A 17,400-nucleotide genomic window follows, 5' to 3' on the forward strand; every position below is an offset into this window, starting at 1 on the left:
CTTTTTATCTTATCCTTATATACAACTTACCATAAATTATTATCATATTAATCAAAAAATTTTAATTTTAAAACAAAAGTTCCCCATCCTATAGGATTACATTAACAAAGCGACTCATCCCCAAGCCCCCAACTAAACCATTTCCCATGCCCTTCCGTCTCCCCAACCGTTTCACAATATTCGTTTCCGTGAATATAATAATCAACATGAAGATCCCGATCCCACATGTTGTTATATAGGTGGAATACATCACGTTTTGCACCAATTTCTTTAATTTGTTTTTCTAGCGTATGTTTCACACCTTCTGGTATTTGATTCGCTACATGTGTATGGAAAATACAAATCACCGCATCTTCACTTATTTGATTTGCAATGGCCGGGAGAAGTGCTACCCCGTCACCTTCTATTAATTGTACTGATTTTGCTTTTACAAGCGTTGCTGCTTGATCGAATAGTTTCAGTCTTTCTTTATGTTCTGGCCAAATAAGCGCTCGTAACCATAAATAGTCTCCGTCATCATTTAAATCGTTCACATGTAAATCTAGTCCGATTCTTTCTACGACAGGTGGACTTTGTTTTAGCAAATACGGCATATTCTCCCCTCTTATTTCAGAGGTTAAATGAACATTCGATTGTGTATTTCCATACACTTTTTCCATTCCATATGAATAACGATATTGATCCCAAAATAGTTGTAATCCAGAACTTGTACCAATCTCTATTAACGCTAACGGTTTGTTCACTTTATTAAATATGTAACAGAAACTTGGATACAAATAAGCACATCGTCTTACTTCATTCGTTTGAACGAGTTTCGTTTGTAATAAAGTAATTATTTCTTCACGATATACATGGCAAAAATCTTTAAATTGGTGAAAGGCATTTTCAAAATTTGTATCAGCATCTTCAACTAAACTATAATAATACCTTTTTAAACTGTGTTCTTTTCCTTTTAACAATAAATAATGGACTGCACCTAATAATAAGTTTGGGATTGGTTGACCAGGTTGTGCGTAGGAAGCTAACGTAAGAACTTCCTCATCTTTAGAAATTTTTATTGATAAATACTCGTATAAATCACTAGATCCTTTACATTCATTCTCAGAAAAATTCCGAAAAAAGTTTGCGATTTGTTCTTTTGTAAGCATTGGTATCCCTCCTGTTTTATTTTCAGAATAATCTTACCATTAATTTGTTTTTTACTCTATTTTTTCAAATTAGATGTAATAAAAACAGATTCTTACAAATTCCTAAAGATAAAAACTTAAAAATAAATGTATTAGTAAGTTTTTTTGAGATAACATCAAACTGGAATTCTTCTCCAAATTCCGCTTTACTACAATGCTTTTTACCCTTATGACAGAAGAATTCTGCGAAATAAAGCGTTAAATAGTTTAAAATTATCAGATAACACTAGATATTTTAGTCTATTAATTATTATAATAGAGTATGAGATGGTTATATAATTGAGACAAAAAAGGTAAATACCTAGGTGGGGCCTAGGTGGTGTTTTCTTTTTACGGCTTAGATATAAAAACACCTACTCTTTTTTGCCAATATAGGGGATGGAGAGATTATCATGAGCAACATGCAGCAAAAAACAGACGTTATCTTAATTGGCGCTGGAATTATGAGCGCAACGTTAGGATCATTACTTAAAGAATTGGCACCTGAATGGGAAATTAAAGTATTTGAAAAACTCGCAAATGCCGGAGAAGAAAGTTCTAACGAATGGAATAATGCTGGTACAGGACATTCTGCGCTATGTGAGCTTAACTATACATCCGAAAAATCTGACGGGTCTATAGATATTGGTAAAGCTGTAAAAGTAAATGAGCAATTTCAACTTTCAAGACAATTTTGGGCGTATCTTGTTAAGAAAAATTTAATTCGTAATCCACAAGATTTTATTATGCCACTACCTCATATGAGTTTGGTGCAAGGAGAAAAAAATGTCGAGTTTCTAAAAAATCGTTTTGAAGCGCTTTCAAAAAACCCTCTATTCCAAGGAATGGAATTTTCTGACGATCCTGATACATTAAAAAAATGGCTTCCACTTATTATGGAAGGCCGTAACTCTAATGAATCAATGGCTGCAACGAAAATCGATTCTGGAACAGATGTTAACTTTGGTGCGTTAACACGCATGTTGTTTGATTACTTAAAAACTAAAAATGTCGAGCTAAACTACAAACATAGTGTCGAAAATATTAAACGTACGAAGAACGGTTTGTGGGAAGTGAAAGTACACGATATGAATAGTGGGAAAATCGAACACCATACTGCAAAATTCGTCTTTATCGGCGGCGGTGGCGGTAGTCTACCTCTACTTCAGAAAACTGGTATTCCTGAATCAAAACATATTGGAGGATTCCCAGTAAGTGGACTATTTATGGTATGTAAAAATCAAAAAGTAATTGAGCAACATCATGCTAAAGTTTATGGTAAAGCTAAAGTTGGTGCTCCGCCAATGTCTGTACCTCACCTTGATACGAGATATATAGACAATCAAAAAGCTTTACTGTTCGGACCGTTCGCTGGATTCTCACCTAAATTCTTAAAAACTGGTTCAAATCTTGACTTAATCGGTTCTGTAAAACCGAATAACGTCTTAACGATGTTAGCAGCTGGTGTAAAAGAAATGGGCTTAACAAAATACTTAATCCAACAAGTTATGCTATCACATGAAAAACGTATGGAAGAATTACGTGAGTTTATTCCGAACGCAAAAAGTGAAGATTGGGATATTGTAGTTGCTGGTCAACGTGTGCAAGTAATAAAAGATACTGATGCAGGTGGTAAAGGAACACTGCAGTTTGGTACAGAAGTTGTTAGTGCATCTGACGGATCAATCGCTGCGTTACTTGGTGCTTCTCCAGGTGCTTCTACTGCTGTTCATGTTATGCTTGAAGTATTAGAAAAATGCTTCCCAGGCCGCATGGTAGAATGGGAAGAAAAAATAAAAGAAATGATCCCTTCTTATGGCATTTCGCTAACTGAAAATCCAAGATTGTTCCAAGATCTTCACGCTTCAACAGGACGCACACTTGGGTTAAATGAAAAAGAAGCTGTTCACAATTAACGGATAGATTAAAAAACGACATAATAAAAACGTCCGATATATTCGGACGTTTTTATTTTCTACTAGAAATTATACTTATCAATATTATCCTTTGTAAATACAACTCGTTCAGGTAATACGATAATACCATTTCCTTCTGCCTCATAGTCATACCCTTGAATAGAGTTTGGTTCTACTTTCACTTTTCCGATTCCTTTTACTTCAAAGCTATCCCCTACTTTTAACTTCTTCCCTTTTACAACAATTTCATTTGCGACATACGTTGCGAGTGCACCTTGCTGTTTAACATCCCATAAACCAAATTGCTCTACTGTTCCTCGTTTTACATAATCACGCATAACGTTCGGCGTTGAAAACCCAGTTACGACTACTTTTTTATCCATTTTCAAATTTTCAGTAGCTTGCGCCATCGCTGGAAGTGCCGTTGCATCTGGACATATTACTGCGTTAATATCCGGATACGTTTTTAAAATACTCTCCCCTACTGATAAAGATTTTTGTGCATTATTTTCACCATATTGCGTCGTTACAATTTCCCAGTTCGGGTATTTCTCTTTTATAATCTCTTTCGCCTTCGTTACCCATTGGTTTTGATCTGTTACAGTTGGGCTTGAATAAAAGAATGCGACCTTCCCTTTATCTCCAATTTGCTTAGATGTCATTTCTATTAATAAATTTGCAAGTTGATCTGGTGTACCTTGGCTAATATAAAACGAACGGTCTTTCGGATTCACATCAGAATCCCACGTTAATACAGTCATCCCCTTTTTCTTTGCACGTTGCAGTGATTGCGAGAGACCATCAACTGACGTAGATGAAACCATAATTGCATCGTAGTTTTGATTAATGAAATTGTTTATATATTTTACTTGCCCTGATACACTCGCCTCAGACGGTCCATCATACTTCACCTGTACACCTAACTTATCCCCCATCTCTTTTGCACCTTCACCGCCTGATGTGAAGAAGCCCACTCCTGTTAATTTCGGAATGAACGCAAATTTCACATCGTCTGCTTTTTTCTTATCTGCCGTTTGGCTAGAGCAAGCGATTAAACAAATACACATTATAATAACAATCCCCAGTTTTCTCTTCATGACATTTCCCCCTTATGCAAATTCCGTCTTTTCCCCGTAGTGAATCGTTGTAATTTGAAATGTCTCATAATAACAGAAACGATAAGGATAATACCTATTACTACATTTGATTGTTCATTCGTTAAGCCAGTCATTTGCAAACCGTACTGCATGAGTCCTATAAAAATACTCGCTAGTACTGTCCCAATAATACTCCCTTTTCCGCCCGTAATAAGTGTGCCGCCTAATACAACTGCCGTAATAATTGGCAAAATCGTTTCACTTCCAATATCAGCACGAGCAGAACCGAAATACGCTGTTAAGAAAGCTCCTCCTAATCCACCTCCTAACCCAGAAAGTACGTATGCAATAATCACTACTTTCTTCGTTCGAATCCCGGAATATTTCGCCGTACTTTCATTTGCACCAGTTAGTTTTGCGTGACGGCCGTATGTTGTATGGTGAAACAATATCGTAAATACTATCGTTAAAATGACAAGGAGCCATAATAAATTAGGTATACCGATAAAACTACCATTTGCCAGTTGCACATACGAATCTGGTAAACCACTAATTCCTTCATAACCCGTTGCCCCCGAACCACCTGAAATAACAAGAGCGATTCCTGCATATAAAAACATCGTTCCAAGTGTAACGACAAGAGGTTCTACATCTGTCATTTTTATAATAAGTCCATTTAATCCGCCGGCTATACAACTTACTACGAGCGCAATGATAACTGCCAGCAGTATAGGCACACCATTCATCCAAAGTACGCCGATAAGAATCGAAGTAAGCCCCATAATAGATCCTACTGATACATCAATTCCGCCAGTTACAATGACAAATGTCATCGGAATAGCCGCAATTGAAATAATGAGGAAATCGTTCATGCTAAAAAGGAGGTTACTAATGTTTAAGAAATCACTATTTATGAAACTAAAGAAAATGAATTCTACGAGAAGCAATAAGAGAAGAACCCCTTCCCATCTATACAAACTACGTATTCCCCTCATAGATTCACCCTCCTTTCTTCTAATTGCCGGAGTTTCTTCCATTTTTTCAATCCACTATCTAATATAATGATGAGTAAAAGTAAAAATCCTGAAATAGCACTATTCCAAAATGCAGGAATTTTTAAAAAGACGAGTGAACTGCTTATCACTTCTAAAAAGAATGCACCTAATGCCGCTCCAAATATAGAACCTGTTCCTCCTTTTAAATGAATACCACCTAATACAGCAGCAGCGATCACTTGCAATTCTATCCCTGTACCTGTTTGATTTGGAACGAACCCAATATTCATTACGAATATGCATCCAGCGAGCCCAGCGCTTATGCCTGATATGATAAACGCGTATATTTTCACTTTATCTACATGTATTCCAATAAGCCTTGCACCATCTTCATTATCACCTACCGCATAAAAAAACCTTCCAATTTGTACTTTCATTAAAAAGAAATATAGTAGCAGCAATATGATAAGAACGGTCCATACGGTTACCGGAATACCTAGTATCATAATAGAAGAAATTTGTTTATACTCATTCGGAATATCTTCAATCCACTTTCCGCCCGTAAATATTAACATTGCACCTCTAATAATCCCGAGCATTCCTAATGTCATAATGATAGCTGGCACTCGAAATTTCGTAACGCCAATTCCGTTTACCATACCAATAAGAGCACCAAGTATAATTGCCGCAAACATTGAAATAAAGGCACTGTATCCATCTGTTAACAACATCCCGCAAACTGCAGCGCTTAAGCCCATAATAGATCCTACTGATACATCTATATTTTTCGTAAACAATACGAAAGATTGACCAATTGCCAAAACAACTAAAATAACGCTTGATTTCAGCATTAAAGATAATGAGCTAAAATGAATAAAACTAGGATTCATTACTCCAACGAAGGCTATATAAAGAAGTAATAAAATAATAATAGACATCTCATGCATTTTAAATACACGTTTCACTCCGTTACACCTCCCTTTCCTCCATATGCCAGGCGTGTAACTTCATCTATACTAATTTCCTTCTTTTCTAAATGAGAGACAAATTCTCCGTTTCTCATGACATATACACGATTTGCTAATTGAACAATTTCTTCTACATCTGAAGAAATTAATATGATCGCCAGTCCTTTTCTCTTCAAACTTAATATAGTTTCGTATACTTCTAGTCTTGCTTTCGCATCAATACCGCGGGTCGGTTCATCAAGAATAATTACTTTCGGATTACATGCAAGATATTTTGCTAGTACGACCTTTTGTTGATTTCCACCTGATAAGGACGTCATCACTTCATTTATATGAGGGACAACAATTCGAAATTGGTTTATATATGAATTCATTAAAGCGCTTTCTTTTTTCTTGTTTAAAATGAAACTACTTATACTGTTTAAAGATGCAGACGTTATATTTTCTTTCACAGTCGCAATTGAAAAAATGCCATTCCCCGCTCGATCTTCTGGTACATACACCATACCTTCCTTTAATCGCTTATGTACCGAATACTTCGTAATGCATTTCCTCTCTAACAAAACAGAGCCTGCTTTCAAAGGGTTTAATCCAAATAATGATTCAGCTAGTTCAGTCCTACCTGATCCAACGATACCGGCAATCCCGACAACTTCCCCAGCGTGTACAGTAAATGATATATTTTGAAATGCATAACCGGACACATTCATGACATCTAATATTGTTTCTGAAAACTCTATTTCTTCCTGCACACTTTCTTTCTTCTCCTCAAGTTTATATCCTTTCGGCAGTAATCCCTCCATTAGCATGTCATATGTATAATTTGATACATTACCTTGACTTACAATTATTCCATCACGCAAAATCGCTACTTTATTCGCAATTTCAAAGATTTCTGGAAAACGATGCGTAATATAAATCATGCCAATTCCTTTTTCTCTTAAGCTTTTTATCAACACAAAAAGACTCTTAATTTCGTGAGTTGTTAATGTCGATGTTGGCTCATCTAAAATAAGAATCTCAGCTTCCCTTATTAATCCCCTCAATATTTCTACTAATTGTTGCTGGGCAATGGATAACGATAACCCTAGATTATGAAGTTGAATGTTCCACCCTAATTCTTCTAGCAACTTATTAACCTTATTTCGAAGCTCTTTCTTTTTCGCTTTCATTCCGATACAAATGTTCTCTTCAATTGTCATATGAGGAAAAATGAGCGGCTCTTGAGGAATTAAATACATGCCATGTTGATGTGCTTCTGCTGTGTTTGAAAACTGTTTTACTTCCCCTTTCACAAACATCTCGCCTGAATCGTATGAATGTAAACCCGTTAATATTTTCATTAACGTTGATTTCCCGGCACCATTTCCACCGACTAAAGCGTATACGTCTCCACGCTCTAATTGTAAATTGACTTCTTTTAATACGAGTTGATCTGCAAATGATTTACTCATCTTTGTAACTTGTAATAAGGGCACGTTCTCCACATGATGTCACCTACCTTTATCCCGCATTAACTGGCAGTAAAACTCCCACCTAAAAATTCGGCTCGGGCAAAGAAGTTAGGTATGAGATAAACTGCCAGTAAATTCCTGATTGGTGAGGGCTAATAATCAGTGGGGGATGAACAAAACCCCCACTGATTAAAGTTTCACTTTATCCAAAACATTTTTTGAGAAGATGATTTTTTGTTCTACTTGTTTTGTAGCATTGTATATTTCTTTTTTCATATCTAGAACACTTTTTTCACCGGACTATTTATCCCGCATTAACGGACAGTATGACTCCCACCTCAAATTTCAGCTTGAGCAAAGAAGTTAGGTGGGAGATCAACTGTCCGTAAACGCCCGATTGGTGAGGGCTAATAATCAGTGGGGGGATGAATCCCCACACTGATTAAAGTTTCACTTTATCTTTTCAACTGGAATAATCAAAATAACGAACACATATGTTTAAGCAGTGGTCAATTGTTGAAAGGGATGAAGAGCATGTCACAGCTGAACTTTGAAGACAATTTGTTAACAAAAGTAGCATGGTATTACTATAAAGATGAACTAACGCAACAAGAAATAGCTTCACTTCTCCACATTTCAAGAAATAAAGTTGTTCGGTTGTTAGATAAAGCACGTACGGAAGGTATCGTCACATTTCAAGTAAAAGGTACTGGTTTACACTGTTTAAGCATCGAACGTGACCTTATGAAAAAATTCCATCTAAAAGATGCTTTCGTTATTCCAACACCAACTGAAGATTATGCATCATCACTCGGAAAAGCCGCTGCACAATATTTAGAAACTCATCTGCAACAAGGATATTTACTCGGCATTGGCTGGGGCGAAACGATAAGTAAAATGTTAGAAAACATTCATTTTGAAACTTCTATGAGTCTTTCAATCGTTACCCTTACAGGCGGTGTGAACCATTATATTCCGAGAAAACAAAACTACTTGAACTACATTCAAGGAGATCTACACATCATTCCTACCCCTTTTCTAGCATCCACTAACGAAATGGCACAAAGTATTCTATCAGAGCCGAGTGTGAAAGATATGCTTCACGTCGCTTCACTTGCCCATACAGCAGTAGTTGGCATTGGTAGCTTATCTCAAGACGCCACAATTGTGAAAGAAGAAAAACTAACACTACGTGAAATGACATATATACGTAGTCAGAACGGGGCCGGAGATATTTTAGGACAATTTTACAATACTGCCGGAAAACAATTAGAACTTCCTCATCATAATCGTCTTATCGGCACACCACTCTCTGTTCTTAAAAATATGAAGCATGTCGTTGGTGTAGCTGGCGGTATAGAAAAGATAGATGCAATATACGGCGCCTTAAAAGGAAAATTCATTCATACATTAATTACTGATGAAGAAACTGCCCTCTCTTTATTAAGAAAGGAAGGTGAATCTTAATGTCTACTCTATTAGCTTACGATGCTGGTACAGGAAGTATTCGAGCAGTTCTTTTTGATTTAAACGGTAATCAACTTGCTGTTAGTCAAAAAGAATGGATTCATAAATCAGATATTCGTTATCCCGGTTCTATGAATTTTGATGTAAAAGAAAATTGGAAGCTCGTTCAAGAATGTACGAAGGATGTTCTTCAAAAAAGTAGTACGTCCCCCTCTTCTATTAAAGGTATAAGTGCAACGAGCATGCGTGAGGGCTTTGTTTTATACGATAAAAACGGGCAAGAAATATGGGCTTGTGCAAATGTTGATGGCCGCGCATCAGCGGAAGTTAGTGAGCTAAAACAAATTCGTTCCGAAATTGAAGAAGATTTATATAAAAAATCCGGTCAAACTTTTTCATTAGGTGCTTTACCTCGCTTACTTTGGATAAAAAAGCATGAGCCAGATGTATACAGAAACATTCATTCCTTTACGATGTTAAACGATTGGATTTTATATAAATTGTGCGGAAGTTTGCAAATTGATTCTTCCAATGGATGCACGTCCGGTATATTCGATTTACAAAATAGAGTTTGGGATAACTCGGTTGCTGAGCAATGTGGACTTACGCTAGCCTTTTCACCAAAAGTTAATGAGGCTGGCTCGGTAATCGGGAGTGTCACAAAACAAAGTGCTATATTAACAGGGTTATTTGAAGGAACACCTGTCGTTGCTGGCGGCGGTGATGCTCAAATGGCATCACTCGGGACTGGCGTTGTAAAGCCTGAACAAACATTTATATGCGGGGGAAGTTTTTGGCAACAAGAAGTAAATATAACAAAATCAGAAACTGATCCAAATGCGGCGATTCGTGTAAATTGCCACGTCATTCCTAACCTATGGCAATACGAAACAATCGCTTTCTTCCCTGGCCTTGTTATGAGATGGTTTCGAGATGCTTTTTGCCAAGAAGAAAAAAGACTCGCTGATAAACTCGGTGTAGATGCTTATGAATTATTAGAAGAACAAGCGAAAGAAGTTCCTGTAGGTTCACATGGCATAATTCCTACTTTTTCAAATGTAATGAATTATATTTCATGGCGACATGCTGCACCATCCTTTTTAAATTTGAGTTTAGATGCTGACAAATGTGGGAAGAAAGAGATGTTTCGTGCAATTGAAGAGAATGCGGCCTTCGTTACACTTGGCAACTTGAAATTAATTGAAGCTCTCACTGGTAAATTCCCTTCTGAAGTAATCTTTGCTGGCGGAGCTGCTAAAGGAAAACTTTGGCCACAAATACTAGCAGATGTCCTTGGGATCCCTGTTAAAGTACCCGTTGTAAAAGAAGCCGCTGCTTTAGGTACCGCAATTGCCGCTGGAGTTGGCGCAGGCATATATGAATCACTCGAAGAAACTGCAGAACAATTTGTACAGTGGGAAAAAACATTTAAGCCAAACGCTGAAAATCATGAGATTTATAAAGGATTCTATGAAACATGGAAATCGGTGTATGCTAGCCAACTTTCTTTAGCCGATAAAGGTTTCACATCACATATGTGGATTGCCCCTGGTGCACTGTAACACATTACATAAAGGAGTGATTTTTATGCTAAAAGTGAATGAAAATGATTTCACATATCGCTTCGGTGATAACGGACCGAAATATTTAATACAAGGTCCAAATATTGATCTTGGCCTTGTCGTCATTCAGCCTGGGCAAGAGTTTCAAAATCATTATCATACAACGTGCGAAGAGGTCTTCTATGCATTAGAAGGAGAAATAGATTTCTATGTGAATAACGAAAGAGTTCCAATCAAACAAGGTGATGTCTTACAAGTTCGCCCTCATGAATCTCACTATCTAATTAACCATTCTGACAAACCTTTTAAAGCTGTTTTTATAAAATCACCACATTTACCAAATAAAGATACTGTACAAACGGAAAATCCAACATTAACGAAGGAGTGATTTCACATGACTTGGGGATTTAAAAATCGATTAAACACAATTTTACCTGATGGCAGAGCAGTTATGTTAGCGATAGATCACGGCTACTTTTTAGGACCAATTCACGGACTAGAACAACCGTTAGAAACAGTTAAAAACTTACTTCCTTATACAGATTCCCTCTTTTTAACGCGCGGTGTACTTAGCTCCTGCATTCCTGAAAACTGCAGCACACCGATGGTTATGCGTGTATCAGGCGGGGCAACCGTCGTCGGTAAAGATTTAGCGAATGAAACAATTGTTACACCTGTGAAAGAAGCAGTAAAACAAAACGCAATTGGCGTCGGCGTTTCTGTCTTTGTAGGATCAGACTATGAAACACAAACTGTTTCAAATCTCGCAAACGTAGTTTCAGAAGCTCACGATTACGGACTGCCAGTACTCGGCATTACCGCCGTTGCGAAAGAATTACAAAAACGTGAAGCTCGTTTTCTAGCACTTGCCTCCCGCGTATGTGTTGAAATGGGTGCTGATATTATTAAAACGTACTACTGCGAAGGATTTGAAAAAATAACGAGCACATGCCCTGCTCCAGTCGTAATCGCGGGCGGTCCGAAACTAGATTCAATCGAAGACGCATTAAACATTACGTACAACGCCCTCCAAGAAGGCGCAATCGGAGTAGACATGGGCCGAAACATATGGCAATCCGAACATCCAGCTGCGATGATTCAAGCAATTCATGGCATTGTGAAAAATAGATTGAATGTGAAAGAAGCGCTGGAACTTTATGATGATGTGAAAAATTAAAGTAAAAGACAGACTATTACACTTAAATATATACAAAATCAATATTTACTATAAGGAAAAGCCCCTATGTTAAATTACTGAGTAACCTAACATAGGGGCTTTCTTTTACATTTTTTATTGTTCTGAATTGGGTCAGATTTCTAGAGATCGCGTACGTTCCAAACAATCTCACCACGCTCACCCCACGTACTGTGATGCCGCTTAAATCCTATCTTCTCTAATACCCGGAAGGACGCAACATTCCAAGCGCCTACAGTCGACCAAAGTCTTTGGCGCCCCGTAGCAATCGCGGCCTCTAGCACAGCTGATGCTGCCTCTGTCGCATAACCCTTGCGATGAGCACTGCGGAACAACTCGTATGCAATCTCCGGCTCTTCAAGCGTGGAACGACCGATAATTAATCCACAGTATCCGATGAAATCGCCTTCGTCTCGCCTACGGATAGTGAGAAGAGAAATACCATTTTCAGCTGCTTTCTTGCGCATCTCAATAAGATAGCTACGAACAGAGTCAATGGTTGGCATGTCCACACCACGTTCGCCAATTAATTTTCTCAGCCATACTGCATCGGATTCCTCCCACATATTCAGGTCGAGTCGTTCCGTTTTCAACTGAAACGCCATATCTTTATATGTAGCTGTCATAGCGTCAACCTCCTATTCATATCACTGTACTACTCATAATAGTTTCACACCTCATCACCACATCAGATTGTAAACCCGATTGATTTGCAAATCTATTTTCCAACTCTCGCGAAAGTTTACAGCAACAGTATACAAAAAATTAGTGATGTTTAATGCATAAGCAATTATCCTAAGAAATAGACCTTTTTATCAAACTTTATTTCAAATCTACAGCATTTGGTTTAAGTTGACTACACTCTAGTTCATTAATGGTTTTATTTGTTTTAGATTTTCAATTATCATACAAAACATCTTTCTCTACTTCTTAAAATAATGATATACTCCCAATAATTTGCTGCCATAACCGGTGTATCCTTACTATATTCACGCTTAATATTTATATTTTTGGCTCTGCTCAATTTTAATGTTGAAAATTGAGTAAATTAGAGGGGAACCCAACTATAAGGGTTTCCCGTTTTTATACTTTCGACTTTTTCGCTGTTAAGAGACATTTTTTAGCCAAGTAATAATTCGAATTACCTGAAATGGTTCAAACCAAGTAATTAAAAACATCACAACGAAGTAAGAAATAAGTGATATGAATTTTAATGTTCCTTTTTCCCGTTTAGCAACTGCTATAAAACTTAGTACAATTCCAACTAAAAAAGAAATAAAACTAAAAAGGACAATCGGCTCAGAATATCCATCTATTATCCAATTTAATCCGAATAATAATATCCCTGCAAACATCAAGATTATTGATAATAAACTGAATTTTTTCATAATTATACCTCCAAATATGATTTTACCATTTTAAGGAGTAAACGATAATTATTTTTTGTTGCATAAGAATGAACAATTACACGATAAACTTAGATAAACGTAAGCTCTCATACGTATCAATCATTTCATACACAAATGACGATAAGAGAAACTTTTTTATATTGCGTTTAGCGCTTTCGTTACTGCAACTATCAATAAATAAAAATCAGGCAAGATAGTTATCGAAATATTTTTGTAACCACGCCTTTAAATCGGTCTATCCATTGTTTCATTCGAAAATGGAGACCATTTACATTATAGATTAATCAAGAAGCTGTCTCACAAGTCAGATTTTTGACTAAAATTCGTTTATTTTTTGCTTTGGTGTTCCATTAAAAAAGCGAATAAAATGATCAAGCCCCTTTCCAAACTGGATAAGGGGCTATATATATCTTCAAACCATTACTCTTGATGATTGCTATTGAGTTTTGAGACTTTCTTACCATCTCTATAGTCAAGGCAAGATACTTCAATTAACAATCCATTAAACATTGTAAAATAAAAACCATAACTACTACCTCTCATAGAATACGGTGCCTTTTCTATTTCAATGCCGCCAGCTACTAAACGATTATATGCTTGATCAACTTCATTTGAAGTATCCACTAAAAAACCAATGTGAAAAGCTTCAGGATACATAACTTCCTTATTCCCCTTAAATGCTTTTGGATCGCTTAGCACAAGTATAAATCCACTCTCATCACTCATCACTACAAGTGCCTTTCCCTTTTGCTCCAAAAATTGAAAATCAAAAAATGTTTCAAAGAAATGCCTCGCTTCTGATAAATCATCAACACATAGATTTAAATGATTCAATCTCATTCACTCATCTCCTTTTAAACAGAGGGTATATATACTCATATTGATAAAACTTACATATGTAAGGAAAGATATACCGTCTAAGACTTTTTTAATACTCTTATGCTTTTTCCTGTAGCCTAGAACATTTTTCGAAATGAATGCAATCATATGAACAATTCGACATGGAGTATCGATTTACCTATATAAGTTGACAAGTGTTATAGCCATATTATTTTTTCTCCAAATTAAGTAAAATCCACTCAATCAAGAAAATTACTGAAGAGATGCGCTCTATTGTCTCTCCTAAAAATAATTTATTAAGTAATGCATCCAAATGGATTGGTTTATTAGGCAACACTTGAATATACCTTAAAACAGATCCCACTGGCGGTGTAGGTTTGTTATTAATAGCCCATATCCCTTCTAATAATGTCCAAGTTGACGTATGGACTATGTATGAAGCTTTTAACTCATCGTTAGCTTTCAATGCAGACTGAATTTTTATTAGCGAACTATGTAACCAATGAGAAATGCCTTTTACTTTATCACTAGAAACACGGTAGTTTTCAAATTCATGTTTAGCTATTTCCTTTAACTTTTTCAGCTCACCGCTTTTATCAAATAAAAATTTCCCTTCTAAAAATGAGTATAGTTCCATCGGATTGTTTTTAAAGTTTAATTGAATTTGATTAAAATCTGCATACTTATATTCAATTAAAATACCTTCTCTCATTTCAGAATCAAATTTCTTCTTTTGTCCGTCATCTAAAAGAATATATAAGTCTAAATCCGATTCAGGATATGCATCACCTCTTGCGACAGATCCGATCAGCATACATCCATTTACCTTATCTATAGATAAGGTTTCGGCTACTATTACTTGCACTAATTTTTTATGTTGTTCATGTTTAATAGATGTTTGTGCTTCTAACATTTGTAACCTCCAAACATATTATTATGGAGTTATTCGTTACCTAAATATATTGTACTTCTCTTATAATCTTCTACATACTTATTCAACAATTGTTAGTTCATATACAATTGCGTCTTTACTGCTTTTTGTTTTATCTTGAATCGTTACAATATCTCCAGCTTTTATTTTCGGTGCATTCACCACTTTTACCATCTCTGGCGGAACATATCCCCCATTATTCTCTTTATTTAGTGGAAACCACTTTACTGATTTATTAGTTGCTTCTAAAATTTTATATTTAATTGTACCATCATACTTTATTTCACCAACAAGATCTTTTACTAATATAGGTGTATATTTACCCTCTTCTTTTTCTAAAGAGATATAATCACCTATATCTAGGATACCGTTTCTTTTAGGCGCCTTCCATTTTGTTGGATTTAAATTACTTAAACTTACTTTCACACTATCTTCTTTTTTTGAGTTAGCATCTTTTAGAAATATTTCATTATAATTCTTATCAATAATGATATACTCTTTCTGCTCTACTATTTTTGCACTGCTTTCATGTTTTTCTTCCTCCTTCTTAGATACTTCTTCTTTCACATTATTATTACTACACGCTGATAATAATGCCGTTGCTAAAGCTGCCATTAGTAACATTTTTTTCACTTCATTTACCTCCATTTATAACTAAACGAATAAACATGTATCACATCCATATTTTACTATAAATCAAAAAGAGAGGATATTTGTTTATTAATAAACAAATATCCTCTACCTTTAATTATATTTTACGACTTCTGATAAGCCGATTTCGATGATTTCACATAATAAACCCCATGTTCAACATTAATGATATGATCTGGTTTTGGTTTACCACGGCTCGCTCTATGCCCTGCTAAATGTTCTTCACTCGTTTCCCAGTTTTTCCATGCTTCTTCAGATTCCCAGCGAATCATAACGACTACTTCTTCGTCTCCTCGTCTTACTTTTTTCACGAGTACACTTAAGTCGATAAATCCTTCAAATTTTTCAATAATACCTTCTCCAGTGAAATGCTGTACTACTATATCAGATGTACCTTCTTTTACTGTAAATGTCTTCGTTTCGATAAACATATATCCCACTCCCTCTTTGTAATACGAATACTAGTATTCTTCTATTATAATTGATTATGATAATTATTTTCAATTATAAAGTTTTAAATTTTTAGAATTATGCAGACTTCTCTTCAATCGACTCATCCAAAAATTTAAAATACGGAAGCAATATCCCTATTAAAGAAGTGACACATATAATCGCACCGATGATAAAGTATAATACTCTCACTCCCCACATTTCACTCAGTATTCCCCCTAATAACACACCTAATGGCATAGCTGATCGTATGAAAAATAGTCGCACTGAAAATACTTTTCCTATCATATTACTTGGGACAGTTTGTTGGCATATTGTCGTGTTATGAACATTGAAAAATGCAATACATATACCGGCAATTACTTCGATTACAATCGCAATAATAATACTATTATTTAAACCTAGTGAAATGTAAGTAAGTCCCCCTACGAACAATCCTCCAAGCATAAGTAGTCGACGGCTTCTATACTTCATTTTCCCAACTAATATGGAACCAACTACATAGCCAAGTGGGAACCCTGCCATAAAATAGCCGTACTCCGCGTATCCCGCTGACAGCTCGTCTTTTATATACGGCAAGTTTGTAACCATCGTTACCCCTACCCCAAATTGTACGAAAGTAAGAAATACACCGAGCCAAATGATTATTGGTTTTGTAAAAAAATATGTAAAACCGTGAAGAAACTGTTCTAGCCACGTTTTTCTCAGTTCTTGTTTTAACCTTTCTTCTTTTATGAAAAGCAATAATCCCCCACTTATAAATAGACAAATACATACGAGCAATATTGTTAATTTGATTCCAATAAATTTAATAACGATACCACCTAATATTGGCGCAAGAAACATCATAAGACGGGTCATTCCATCTATATACGCATTTGCATCTTGAAGCTGCTCTTGACTTACAATGCTTGGTGTAATTGCTTGACTTGCAGGTGTATAAAGCGGTGTAATGAGCCCTACTATAATTTGAACAACGTAAACGTGCCACACTTCTACACTGTTAGTAACAAGCATTACTAACGGCAGTAAGAAAACAGATGCTCGCATCCATTGTGAAAAAATCATAATCCACTTTCGGCTCCATTTATCTATAAATGGTCCGCTTATTAGTTGCAGTATGAGAGACGGGATAAAATATAGTAACCACATGCTACTTAATGCTGTTTTTGATCCTGTTAACTCATATACAAGAATTGAATTACAAAACGTCCCGAAAGCCCCGCCCAATTCTGAAATTGCACTGCCAATCCACATAAAAAAGAATGAACGATTTTTCAATACATTTTCCATTATAAC

At 36.0% G+C, this 17,400-nt stretch carries 17 protein-coding genes and 1 pseudogene; 5 read left to right on the forward strand and 13 right to left on the reverse strand.

Translation table 11 applies throughout. The features are described from left to right. Positions 1-101: 101 nt before the first annotated feature. Entirely contained in the window at positions 102-1,148 is a 1,047-nt protein-coding gene (locus tag BAQ49_RS17075; protein WP_071746336.1) for a DUF2332 domain-containing protein, read from the reverse strand. A gap of 431 nt (positions 1,149-1,579) precedes the next feature. On the opposite strand from BAQ49_RS17075, the gene BAQ49_RS17080 reads away from it, so the two are divergent. Further along, the gene (locus BAQ49_RS17080) at positions 1,580-3,082 is read left to right on the forward strand and encodes a malate:quinone oxidoreductase (protein WP_071746337.1); all 1,503 of its coding nucleotides are present in this window, start codon (positions 1,580-1,582) and stop codon (positions 3,080-3,082) included. A gap of 62 nt (positions 3,083-3,144) precedes the next feature. Here BAQ49_RS17080 and lsrB read toward each other — a convergent pair whose 3' ends face one another. The 4 genes from lsrB to BAQ49_RS17100 are packed head-to-tail and all read right to left on the reverse strand — an operon-like array spanning position 3,145 to position 7,629. Then, entirely contained in the window at positions 3,145-4,179 is a 1,035-nt protein-coding gene (gene lsrB / locus BAQ49_RS17085) for an autoinducer 2 ABC transporter substrate-binding protein LsrB (protein ID WP_071746338.1), read from the reverse strand. Then, the gene (locus tag BAQ49_RS17090; protein WP_071746339.1) at positions 4,176-5,174 is read right to left on the reverse strand and encodes an ABC transporter permease; all 999 of its coding nucleotides are present in this window, start codon (positions 5,172-5,174) and stop codon (positions 4,176-4,178) included. The genes lsrB and BAQ49_RS17090 overlap by 4 nt, the downstream gene beginning before the upstream one ends. Beyond that, a complete protein-coding gene (locus tag BAQ49_RS17095) occupies positions 5,171-6,139 on the reverse strand; it encodes an ABC transporter permease subunit (protein WP_071746340.1) in 969 nt (322 codons plus the stop codon). The genes BAQ49_RS17090 and BAQ49_RS17095 overlap by 4 nt, the downstream gene beginning before the upstream one ends. Next, complete coding sequence (locus BAQ49_RS17100) at positions 6,136-7,629, reverse strand: sugar ABC transporter ATP-binding protein (RefSeq protein ID WP_071746341.1); 1,494 nt, start codon at positions 7,627-7,629, stop codon at positions 6,136-6,138. Before BAQ49_RS17100 ends, BAQ49_RS17095 begins: the two co-directional genes overlap by 4 nt. Positions 7,630-8,130: 501 nt before the next feature. On the opposite strand from BAQ49_RS17100, the gene BAQ49_RS17105 reads away from it, so the two are divergent. Genes BAQ49_RS17105 through lsrF form a run of 4 tightly spaced genes read left to right on the forward strand, consistent with a single transcriptional unit; the run spans position 8,131 to position 11,802 of the window. Beyond that, positions 8,131-9,063 (forward strand): sugar-binding transcriptional regulator, encoded by a 933-nt coding sequence (locus tag BAQ49_RS17105; protein WP_071746342.1) that lies wholly within the window; start codon positions 8,131-8,133, stop codon positions 9,061-9,063. Beyond that, the gene (lsrK, locus tag BAQ49_RS17110; protein WP_071746343.1) at positions 9,063-10,625 is read left to right on the forward strand and encodes an autoinducer-2 kinase; all 1,563 of its coding nucleotides are present in this window, start codon (positions 9,063-9,065) and stop codon (positions 10,623-10,625) included. Before BAQ49_RS17105 ends, lsrK begins: the two co-directional genes overlap by 1 nt. A gap of 25 nt (positions 10,626-10,650) precedes the next feature. Next, positions 10,651-11,013 carry a cupin domain-containing protein gene (locus BAQ49_RS17115; RefSeq protein WP_071746344.1) on the forward strand — a complete coding sequence of 121 codons (363 nt, stop codon included), beginning with the start codon at positions 10,651-10,653 and terminating at the stop codon, positions 11,011-11,013. 6 nt (positions 11,014-11,019) lie between these two features. Then, positions 11,020-11,802 (forward strand): 3-hydroxy-5-phosphonooxypentane-2,4-dione thiolase, encoded by a 783-nt coding sequence (gene lsrF, locus BAQ49_RS17120; protein ID WP_000219780.1) that lies wholly within the window; start codon positions 11,020-11,022, stop codon positions 11,800-11,802. 140 nt (positions 11,803-11,942) lie between these two features. Here lsrF and BAQ49_RS17125 read toward each other — a convergent pair whose 3' ends face one another. The 8 genes and pseudogenes from BAQ49_RS17125 to BAQ49_RS17160 all read right to left on the reverse strand — a co-directional run bounded on the left by BAQ49_RS17125 (position 11,943) and on the right by BAQ49_RS17160 (position 17,394). After that, a complete protein-coding gene (locus BAQ49_RS17125; protein WP_071746345.1) occupies positions 11,943-12,446 on the reverse strand; it encodes a GNAT family N-acetyltransferase in 504 nt (167 codons plus the stop codon). A gap of 480 nt (positions 12,447-12,926) precedes the next feature. Continuing rightward, the gene (locus tag BAQ49_RS17130) at positions 12,927-13,208 is read right to left on the reverse strand and encodes a hypothetical protein (RefSeq protein ID WP_071746346.1); all 282 of its coding nucleotides are present in this window, start codon (positions 13,206-13,208) and stop codon (positions 12,927-12,929) included. Between the two features lie 76 nt (positions 13,209-13,284). Beyond that, positions 13,285-13,510 (reverse strand): annotated as a pseudogene (locus BAQ49_RS17135) (IS1595 family transposase); the annotation flags it as partial. A gap of 139 nt (positions 13,511-13,649) precedes the next feature. Beyond that, positions 13,650-14,069: a VOC family protein gene (locus BAQ49_RS17140; RefSeq protein ID WP_071746347.1), complete on the reverse strand. Its 420-nt coding sequence runs from the start codon at positions 14,067-14,069 to the stop codon at positions 13,650-13,652. 208 nt (positions 14,070-14,277) lie between these two features. Continuing rightward, positions 14,278-14,982 carry a nucleotidyltransferase domain-containing protein gene (locus tag BAQ49_RS17145; protein ID WP_071746348.1) on the reverse strand — a complete coding sequence of 235 codons (705 nt, stop codon included), beginning with the start codon at positions 14,980-14,982 and terminating at the stop codon, positions 14,278-14,280. A 78-nt stretch (positions 14,983-15,060) separates the two neighbouring features. Continuing rightward, positions 15,061-15,648, reverse strand: coding sequence for a hypothetical protein (locus BAQ49_RS17150; RefSeq protein WP_071746349.1), 588 nt, complete (start codon positions 15,646-15,648; stop codon positions 15,061-15,063). Between the two features lie 107 nt (positions 15,649-15,755). Then, the gene (locus BAQ49_RS17155; RefSeq protein ID WP_071746350.1) at positions 15,756-16,082 is read right to left on the reverse strand and encodes an antibiotic biosynthesis monooxygenase family protein; all 327 of its coding nucleotides are present in this window, start codon (positions 16,080-16,082) and stop codon (positions 15,756-15,758) included. 97 nt (positions 16,083-16,179) lie between these two features. Continuing rightward, complete coding sequence (locus BAQ49_RS17160; RefSeq protein WP_071746351.1) at positions 16,180-17,394, reverse strand: MFS transporter; 1,215 nt, start codon at positions 17,392-17,394, stop codon at positions 16,180-16,182. Between the last annotated feature and the right edge of the window lie 6 nt (positions 17,395-17,400).

Origin of the sequence: Bacillus proteolyticus, assembly GCF_001884065.1 — a bacterium.
GTDB lineage: Bacteria > Bacillota > Bacilli > Bacillales > Bacillaceae_G > Bacillus_A > Bacillus_A proteolyticus.

Bases quoted from the DNA above. Each gene is read 5' to 3' on its own strand.
- BAQ49_RS17075 (WP_071746336.1), bottom strand. From the start codon at position 1,148: ATGCTTACAAAAGAACAAATCGCAAACTTTTTTCGGAATTTTTCTGAG.
- BAQ49_RS17080 (WP_071746337.1), top strand. From the start codon at position 1,580: ATGAGCAACATGCAGCAAAAAACAGACGTTATCTTAATTGGCGCTGGA.
- lsrB (WP_071746338.1), bottom strand. From the start codon at position 4,179: ATGAAGAGAAAACTGGGGATTGTTATTATAATGTGTATTTGTTTAATC.
- BAQ49_RS17090 (WP_071746339.1), bottom strand. From the start codon at position 5,174: ATGAGGGGAATACGTAGTTTGTATAGATGGGAAGGGGTTCTTCTCTTA.
- BAQ49_RS17105 (WP_071746342.1), top strand. From the start codon at position 8,131: ATGTCACAGCTGAACTTTGAAGACAATTTGTTAACAAAAGTAGCATGG.
- lsrK (WP_071746343.1), top strand. From the start codon at position 9,063: ATGTCTACTCTATTAGCTTACGATGCTGGTACAGGAAGTATTCGAGCA.
- BAQ49_RS17115 (WP_071746344.1), top strand. From the start codon at position 10,651: ATGCTAAAAGTGAATGAAAATGATTTCACATATCGCTTCGGTGATAAC.
- lsrF (WP_000219780.1), top strand. From the start codon at position 11,020: ATGACTTGGGGATTTAAAAATCGATTAAACACAATTTTACCTGATGGC.
- BAQ49_RS17125 (WP_071746345.1), bottom strand. From the start codon at position 12,446: ATGACAGCTACATATAAAGATATGGCGTTTCAGTTGAAAACGGAACGA.
- BAQ49_RS17130 (WP_071746346.1), bottom strand. From the start codon at position 13,208: ATGAAAAAATTCAGTTTATTATCAATAATCTTGATGTTTGCAGGGATA.
- BAQ49_RS17140 (WP_071746347.1), bottom strand. From the start codon at position 14,069: ATGAGATTGAATCATTTAAATCTATGTGTTGATGATTTATCAGAAGCG.
- BAQ49_RS17145 (WP_071746348.1), bottom strand. From the start codon at position 14,982: ATGTTAGAAGCACAAACATCTATTAAACATGAACAACATAAAAAATTA.
- BAQ49_RS17150 (WP_071746349.1), bottom strand. From the start codon at position 15,648: ATGGAGGTAAATGAAGTGAAAAAAATGTTACTAATGGCAGCTTTAGCA.
- BAQ49_RS17155 (WP_071746350.1), bottom strand. From the start codon at position 16,082: ATGTTTATCGAAACGAAGACATTTACAGTAAAAGAAGGTACATCTGAT.
- BAQ49_RS17160 (WP_071746351.1), bottom strand. From the start codon at position 17,394: ATGGAAAATGTATTGAAAAATCGTTCATTCTTTTTTATGTGGATTGGC.